6 protein-coding genes and 1 pseudogene are annotated in these 7,035 nt (G+C 69.0%); 5 read left to right on the top strand and 2 right to left on the bottom strand.

Annotated elements, in window-relative coordinates; translation table 11 throughout:
- Positions 1–510: pseudogene (locus Q4P07_RS13425) on the bottom strand (IS21 family transposase); the annotation flags it as partial.
- A gap of 66 nt (positions 511–576) precedes the next feature.
- Positions 577–1,869, bottom strand: a complete 1,293-nt coding sequence (locus Q4P07_RS13430) for a serine/threonine-protein kinase (RefSeq protein ID WP_303375423.1) — start codon at positions 1,867–1,869, stop codon at positions 577–579.
- A 99-nt stretch (positions 1,870–1,968) separates the two neighbouring features.
- Here Q4P07_RS13430 and lipB point away from each other — a divergent pair, with 99 nt between their 5' ends.
- The 5 genes from lipB to Q4P07_RS13455 all read left to right on the top strand — a co-directional run bounded on the left by lipB (position 1,969) and on the right by Q4P07_RS13455 (position 6,847).
- Entirely contained in the window at positions 1,969–2,619 is a 651-nt protein-coding gene (gene lipB, locus Q4P07_RS13435) for a lipoyl(octanoyl) transferase LipB (RefSeq protein ID WP_303375424.1), read from the top strand.
- Positions 2,620–2,794: 175 nt separating this feature from the next.
- Positions 2,795–3,889: an ABC transporter ATP-binding protein gene (locus tag Q4P07_RS13440; protein WP_303375425.1), complete on the top strand. Its 1,095-nt coding sequence runs from the start codon at positions 2,795–2,797 to the stop codon at positions 3,887–3,889.
- Entirely contained in the window at positions 3,886–4,866 is a 981-nt protein-coding gene (locus Q4P07_RS13445; RefSeq protein WP_303375426.1) for a hypothetical protein, read from the top strand. Before Q4P07_RS13440 ends, Q4P07_RS13445 begins: the two co-directional genes overlap by 4 nt.
- 119 nt (positions 4,867–4,985) lie before the next feature.
- Positions 4,986–6,044, top strand: a complete 1,059-nt coding sequence (lipA, locus tag Q4P07_RS13450; RefSeq protein WP_303375427.1) for a lipoyl synthase — start codon at positions 4,986–4,988, stop codon at positions 6,042–6,044.
- A 5-nt stretch (positions 6,045–6,049) separates the two neighbouring features.
- Positions 6,050–6,847 (top strand): DUF4191 domain-containing protein, encoded by a 798-nt coding sequence (locus tag Q4P07_RS13455; RefSeq protein ID WP_303375428.1) that lies wholly within the window; start codon positions 6,050–6,052, stop codon positions 6,845–6,847.
- Positions 6,848–7,035 lie beyond the last annotated feature (188 nt).

A 7,035-nucleotide genomic window follows, 5' to 3' on the forward strand; every position in this document is an offset into this window, starting at 1 on the left:
GAAGCACTCGGCCAGCATGCCCATCGTCGTCGCGGCCTTCTCATCAGCGGCGAAGCGGACGAACCGGAACCGCGACCAGGCCAGTACCGCGGCGAAGACGTGCACGCCGGCGATCACGCCCCAGTCGATGACCAGGTGCTCACCCGGGGACCAGGACGCCGGCCGGTGGGTCCGGCCGTGCTTGACCCGCCAGGTCTTCTTCTCCTCGGCGACAAGGCGGCGGAAGCTGCGCTCCGAGCCGGTGTACCCGGCCGCGCGGGCCGTGGGCAGCAACCGCTTGGCGCTGATACGCGCCTTGGCCGTGTCGACACCGGCGGCGACGAGGCCGCGCACGTCCTCGTAGTTCGCCGGCCGAGGCGCCTTGGCCGGGCGGCCCTGACCAGCGGCGTGGCGTAGCACGACCCGCTTGACGGTCTTGTGGGTGGTGCCGCACAAATCGGCGGCACCGCGGTAGGTGCCCACCATGTTGTAGGCGGTGATGATGTCCAACTCTTCCCTCATGTTCTTCAATGGAACTCCCTGGGCGGTGCGGTGACTGGCTAGACACCGCCACCGTTCACCGTCCAGGGGCTCAACTCATGGACGACACGAGCAGAGGGTGGGGACTTTTACTTGGCCACCAGCGGGGACCTCACCCGGCCACCAGTGGGGACTTTGCCACGGCCATGGACAGCCCCCCGCGGCCCCGGCCGGGGTTTCCGTGCTGACAGCGTCCCCGGCGCCGTCGTCCCGGGCTTCCGTGCCGGCCGAGTCCCCGCCGCCCTCCGCGGTCAGTGGTGCAGGCGATGTTGGCGCCGAGATCTGCTGGGCGTGCGCACCGGCGCCCGTCCACGGCAGCAGACCGGGCAGGAACAACCAGGTCGCGACGCCGCTGACCAGCACGAACGCCGCTAGCACCGACAAGACGAGGACGCTGCGATGAAGGGTGGCTGACCTGCGTGATTCCCCCACGCGTGCGGGCCGGTGTGCACCCGGCTCGGAGAGGGGATGGGAAACACCGCTCTCGGCGTCCGCCCGGGCCTGTTGACGCAACCGCTCAGTCAGCCCGTGGCCCGGCTCGGCATCGGGAGCGGCCTCGACCGGCTCGGGAACCGCCGCGGCCATCAGGCCCAGCGCAAACTCCTCCGCATCGGGCCGGTCCTCGGGCTCGGGGGCGAGCGCACTACGGATCAGGTCACCCAGCCCCGCTGGCAGCCCGGGCGCCACCTCGTCGAGATCGGCCCGCGCAAAACCCGGGCCGGGCGGCGCCCCCGCCAGGCACAGCCACGCGATGGCGCCGAGCTGGTAGACGTCGGACTCCCTGGCCGGCGCGAACCCTTCGACGACCTCCGGCGCGACCAGTCCAGTCTGCGCACCCGTGCCCTGCGCTGCCCGTCCCACCTCCCCGCTCACCCGACTCGCGCCCAGGTCGGCGAGCATCGGCATACCGTCGCGCAGGAAGAGGATGTTGCCGCTGGACAGATCCCCGTGCACCACCCCGCGTCCGTGCAGCGCCGCCAGCGCGCCCGCCACCGGCTGCAGGACGGTGACCAGCTCTCCAGGGGAGAGCATCCGGCGCCGCGTGAGCACCTGCGCCAGCGAGCCCCCCGCGGCAAACTGGGTCGCCATCACCACGGCAGCCGGGCGGCCGGTGACCGGATCCGGCAGGGGCATGACGTCATATAGGTGGATCACGTGGGCGTGTCGAAGTCGAGCGAGCAGGCCCGCCTCCCGCAAGGCTTCGCCAATGTCGCCATGGGCGGGCCTGATCACCTTCAGCGCGACAGTCAGTCCGTCGGCGTGACGGCGGGCCCGCCACACCGTGGCGCTCGCGCCCCGACCGACCGGCTCGAGCACGTCATACCCGGGCACGCGCAGCGGCTCCTCCATCCCGTCTCCTCCCGTGGACCTACGACACGCCTCCACCGTGCCATCCGGGCCGCACCGGCCGCAGAAGTTGTCCACAGCCCCGGGCGTACAGTGAGCCGCATGCGTTTTGAGCACCTCGGGTTTGCGCCCCACTACGTCGACTACCTGCGCGCCTGGGACCACCAACGGCAGGTGCACGCACAGGTGGTGGCAGGTGAGCTGCCCGACACGGTGCTGCTGCTGGAGCACGAGGCGGTCTACACCGCCGGCAAGCGCACCGAGGCGCACGAGCGGCCGTTGGACGGCACGCCGGTCATCGACGTCGACCGCGGGGGCAAGATCACCTGGCACGGCCCGGGGCAGCTGGTCGGCTATCCGATCGTGGCGCTGCCCAGTCCCGTCGACGTGGTCGGACACGTGCGGCGTCTGGAGGACATGATGATGGGGGTATGCCGTGACCTCGGCGTGGAGTCCACCCGCGTCGAGGGGCGCTCGGGCGTCTGGATCGGGGCCGGTGGGGGCCGACCCGAGCGCAAGATCGGGGCCATCGGGATCCGGGTCAGCCACGACGTCACGATGCATGGGTTCGCCCTCAACTGCGACTGCGACCTCGGGTGGGCCGACAAGGTCATTCCGTGCGGCATCGCGGATGCCGGCGTGACCTCACTGTCGCTAGAGCTGGGCAGGGACGTGACGGTGGCCGAGGTGCTGCCACTGGCCACCCGGCACGTGGAGCGGGTGCTGGACGCCGTGGCGCTCACCCAGCTCTGAGCATCTGGGGCTCTGAGGATCTGAAGCAGCAGCCTTCGCTGGTCCTGAAAATCACCGACACGCTGCAACACTGATCGCACTGGTGACACATCTGTAGTGGTGTTGACTGAGCACCGCAGGGACCGGCGACGCCGGTCGCAGGACCGGGCAGGGCGTCCGGCCGGATGGGAGCGGTATGAGCGTCGCTGTCGCGGCAGATGAGGGGCTGGCTGTCGCCACCCGAGGGCTACGCAAGAGCTTTCGGACGGTGCGCGGCAGGCGGGTCGCCATCCACGGCCTTGACCTCGACGTCCCCGCGGGAGGGGTCCATGGCTTCCTCGGCCCCAACGGCTCGGGCAAGACCACCACGATCCGGATGCTGCTCGGGTTGACCGCTGCCGACTCCGGCACGATGCACATCTTCGGCGAGCCGGTCCCCCAGCGGCTGCCGCAAGTCGTGGCCCGGGTCGGTGCGATCGTCGAGGCCCCCAAGTTCTTCCCGACCTTCAGCGCCGAGAAGAACCTCTCCCTGCTGGCCGCCGCCATCGGCACTCCGCAGAAGCGGGTGGGGCAGGTGCTGGAGGAAGTCGGTCTCGGCACTCGGGGCAAGGACCACTTCCGGGCCTACAGCCTGGGGATGAAGCAGCGCCTCGCGATCGCCGCGACGCTGCTCAAGTCACCCGAGTTGCTGATCTTTGACGAGCCGACCAACGGTCTCGACCCTGCTGGCATCACCGAGATCCGGCACACCATGCGGCGTCTCGCCGACGAGGGACGGACCGTCCTGGTCAGCAGCCACATTCTTTCCGAGGTCGAGCAGATCGCCGACACGGTCTCGATCATCGGCCGTGGCCGGGTGCTGGCCCAGGGCTCGGTCGCCGGACTGATCGGCGGAGGGGGCGAGACCGTCGAGGTCGGCGTGCGCCACCCCGGCGCGGCCGTCCGTGTCCTACGAGATGCCGGATTCAGCGCCGAATGGCTGGCGCGCTCGGCACATCCCTCGATCGGCAGCGCGCAGAAGCACGGCAACGACGCAGCCTCAGCCCTGCGTGACGCCAGCCACCACGACTTTGACAGTGATTTGTCCGGTCTGATCACGGTCACCGGCGCGGAGCCGGCTCAAATCAGCCAGGTCCTCGGCGAGCAGGGGTTGTGGGTCGAACGACTCGTGCCCAGCCGCCGCGGACTGGAGCAGATCTTCCTCGAGCTCACCCAGGGCGAGGGACTCCCCGCACCGCTGGCCACCGCGCACGAACAGCAGACGCAGACAGATCAGGGGGACGACCGATGATCCGCCTCCTGCAGGTCGAGCTCCAGCGTCTGGCCGCCCGAAAGGTCATCTGGTTGACCCTCATCGCCGCGATCGCCATCTCCGGCGTCGTCGTCGGTGGCGTCTTCATGCAGGCCAGGTCGATCGACTTGGCGCGCTCGGGTTTTGACCAGCAATACCAGGACATGGTCCAGCAGGTCGAGCAGGACCGGGCCTCTTGCAAGGTCGAAGAGGAGCGGGAACGGCGGCAGAGCGGCGACGCCGGCCTCGACTTCGGCTGCGATGGGATCACGGCCCCCACCGTCGAGGAGATGTACCCCGAGCTTCCTTCCCTGGAGGAGATGTATAGACAGCTGCTCACCGGGCTGGCCTACCCGTTCATGTTCTTGTCCCTGGCGATGGGCTCCACTGGCGTCGCCGCCGAGTTCGCGCACCGCACGATGGGTGCCTGGCTGACCTTCGTGCCGCGCCGCACCCCCGTCTTCCTGTCCAAGGTCGGTGCAGCCGGGATCGCGTCCATCCCGCTGGCGATCGCCGGGCTGGGGGTCCTCCTGCTCGGACTGCCCGCGGTGTTCCGGTGGTTCCGGCTCGACGACGCGGTCACCGGCGCGCAGTGGGTCAGCCTGGGGTGGATGTCGTTGCGCATCATCGCCCTCACCGTCTTCGCCGGGATCTTCGGCGCGGCGCTGGCCTTCGTGCTTCGACACAGCGGCCTCGTCATCGGCGCCATCGTGGGCTACCTCGTGCTGATCGAAGGGATCCTGGCCTCGATCCTCGGATGGCTCTCGCCCTATGCGCTGGGACACAACATCAGCGCAGTGGTCCAGCACGGCACGTCATGGGTCACGTGGAACCCCAACTGCAACTTCGACGCCCAGCAGAACTGCGAGGTGGTGCATACCCTGTCCCTGACGCACGGCATCATCGTGCTGGCTGTGGTGCTGGTCGGCGCACTCCTAGCCGGCTGGGCACGGTTCTTCTGGTCCGACATCGACTAAGGCGCCGTTCACCCCCGGACTCGTCATACCCCGTGTCGAGGATTAGGCTGCGCAGAGCACACGTTGCCCGGATCATGCCAGCCCGGCAGCACCCACTGACCGCGAGCAAGGGAGCACCAGTGACTGCCGCACCTGAGGGACGCCGGCTGATGCGGATCGAGGCTCGCAACGCCGAGACCCCGATCGAGCGCAAGCCCGCCTGGATCCGGACGACCGCCAAGATGGGCCCGGAGTATCGCGAGCTGCTCTCGATGGTGAAGACCAGCGGTCTGCACACCGTGTGCCAGGAGGCTGGCTGCCCCAACATCTTCGAGTGCTGGGAGGACCGTGAGGCGACCTTCCTCATCGGCGGTGACATCTGCACCCGACGCTGCGACTTCTGCGACATCGCCACCGGACGTCCGCGCCGGCTCGACCCCGAGGAGCCGCGCAAGGTCGCGGAGTCGATCCAGAAGATGGAGCTGCGCTACGCGACCATCACCGGGGTGACCCGCGACGACGAGGCGGACGGCGCTGCGTGGTTGTATGCCGAGGTCATCCGCAAGGTGCGCGAGCTCAACCCCACTACCGGCATCGAGATCTTGCCGCCCGACTTCAACGCGGTCAAGGAGCATGTGAGCAAGGTCTTCGACGCACGTCCGGAGGTGTTCGCGCACAACCTGGAGACGGTGCCGAGGATCTTCAAGAAGATCCGGCCGGCCTTCACCTATGACAAGTCATTGAAGGTGCTCTCGATGGCGCGCGACGAGGAGCTGGTGACCAAGTCCAACCTCATCCTGGGGATGGGCGAGCGCGACGACGAGGTCGATCAGGCGCTGGTGGACCTGCACGAGGCTGGCGTCGACATCATTACGATCACGCAGTATCTGCGGCCCTCCCCGCTGCACCACCCGATCGAGCGGTGGGTCAAGCCGCAGGAATTCGTGCACTGGTCCGAGCGTGCCGAGGAGATCGGCTTCAAGGGCGTCATGGCGGGGCCGCTGGTGCGATCCTCCTACCGTGCCGGAAAGCTCTATGCCCAGGCGATGAACAAGTGGGGCCGGACGGTCCCCGCCAACCTCCAGCACCTCGCCGATCAGGCCGCGGCCGGGATCCCGGCACGGCAGGAAGCAGCCTCGCTGGTCGCGGCCGGTCTGGGAGACGTGGTCGGCCAGGCGCCCCGCGCCCACGTATCCTGATCCCTATGCCACCCAGCACCACGTCGAGCGACGACGTCGCCAAGAAGGGCCTTTTCGGCCGCCCCAAGAAGGTCAAGGGGCCTAAGAAGCCCAAGGGTCCGGGGCGCATCAAGCAGATGCGCGACGTCTTCACCATGACGCGCAAGGCCGACCCGGCCGTCGTATGGTGGATGCTGCTCGCCGCGCTTGCCGTGCTGGTCGTGGCCGCGGTCATCGGGTCGATCTGGGGTCAGCTCATCTACGCGCTCGTGCTGGGCGTCCCGATGGCGGTGCTCGCTGCGGTGACCATCCTGGGCCGTCGCGCGGAGACGGCAGCCTTTGCCCAGATCGAAGGCACCCCCGGTGCGTCCTCTGCCATCCTGAGCCAGTTGCGACGCGGCTGGTTCTACGACCAGGAGCCGGTGGCGGCCGAGGCTGGCGGCAAGGTGCGCGGCATGCGCGACCTGAGCAACGCCGCGATGGTCTTCCGGGCTGTCGGCAAGCCTGGTGTGGTGCTGCTCGCTGAGGGGCCAAAGGGTGCAGCTGCGCGGCTCGCGACCTCCGAGCGCAAGAAGGTCGCCCGCGTGGTCGGCGAAGAGGTCCCCGTCCACACGATCATGGTCGGCAAGGGCGAAGGCCTCACCCCGCTGCGCAAGGTGGCCAAGACTGCCCGCAAGCTGCCCAAGAAGATCTCCAACGACGAAGCGATGGCGGTGCAGCAGCGGCTCAAGGCGCTCGGCGGCAAGAACCGCCCCTCGGTGCCTGCTGGCATGGACCCGACGAAGGCGCCACGGATGAGCCGCAAGGCGCTGCGCGGGCGCTGACCGGGCGGTCGCCCCTGCCACACCAGACGGTCGCCCCTGCCAAGCTTTCGCCCCTGTCCCCCTGGTAGGCACGGCACGCGCACACCACTCGTGCACAAGTCACTCAGACGAGTGGCTCACGCACGGCACAGGCGGAGTCAGCCGGCACAGGTCACTCAGCCGAGTGGCGCACGCTCGGCACAGGCGCC

It is taken from the genome of Ornithinimicrobium sp. (assembly GCF_030537745.1).
GTDB lineage: Bacteria > Actinomycetota > Actinomycetes > Actinomycetales > Dermatophilaceae > Ornithinicoccus.

Coding starts and splice junctions, on each gene's coding strand:
- Q4P07_RS13430 (WP_303375423.1), bottom strand. CDS start 1,869: ATGGAGGAGCCGCTGCGCGTGCCCGGGTATGACGTGCTCGAGCCGGTC.
- lipB (WP_303375424.1), top strand. CDS start 1,969: ATGCGTTTTGAGCACCTCGGGTTTGCGCCCCACTACGTCGACTACCTG.
- Q4P07_RS13440 (WP_303375425.1), top strand. CDS start 2,795: ATGAGCGTCGCTGTCGCGGCAGATGAGGGGCTGGCTGTCGCCACCCGA.
- Q4P07_RS13445 (WP_303375426.1), top strand. CDS start 3,886: ATGATCCGCCTCCTGCAGGTCGAGCTCCAGCGTCTGGCCGCCCGAAAG.
- Q4P07_RS13455 (WP_303375428.1), top strand. CDS start 6,050: ATGCCACCCAGCACCACGTCGAGCGACGACGTCGCCAAGAAGGGCCTT.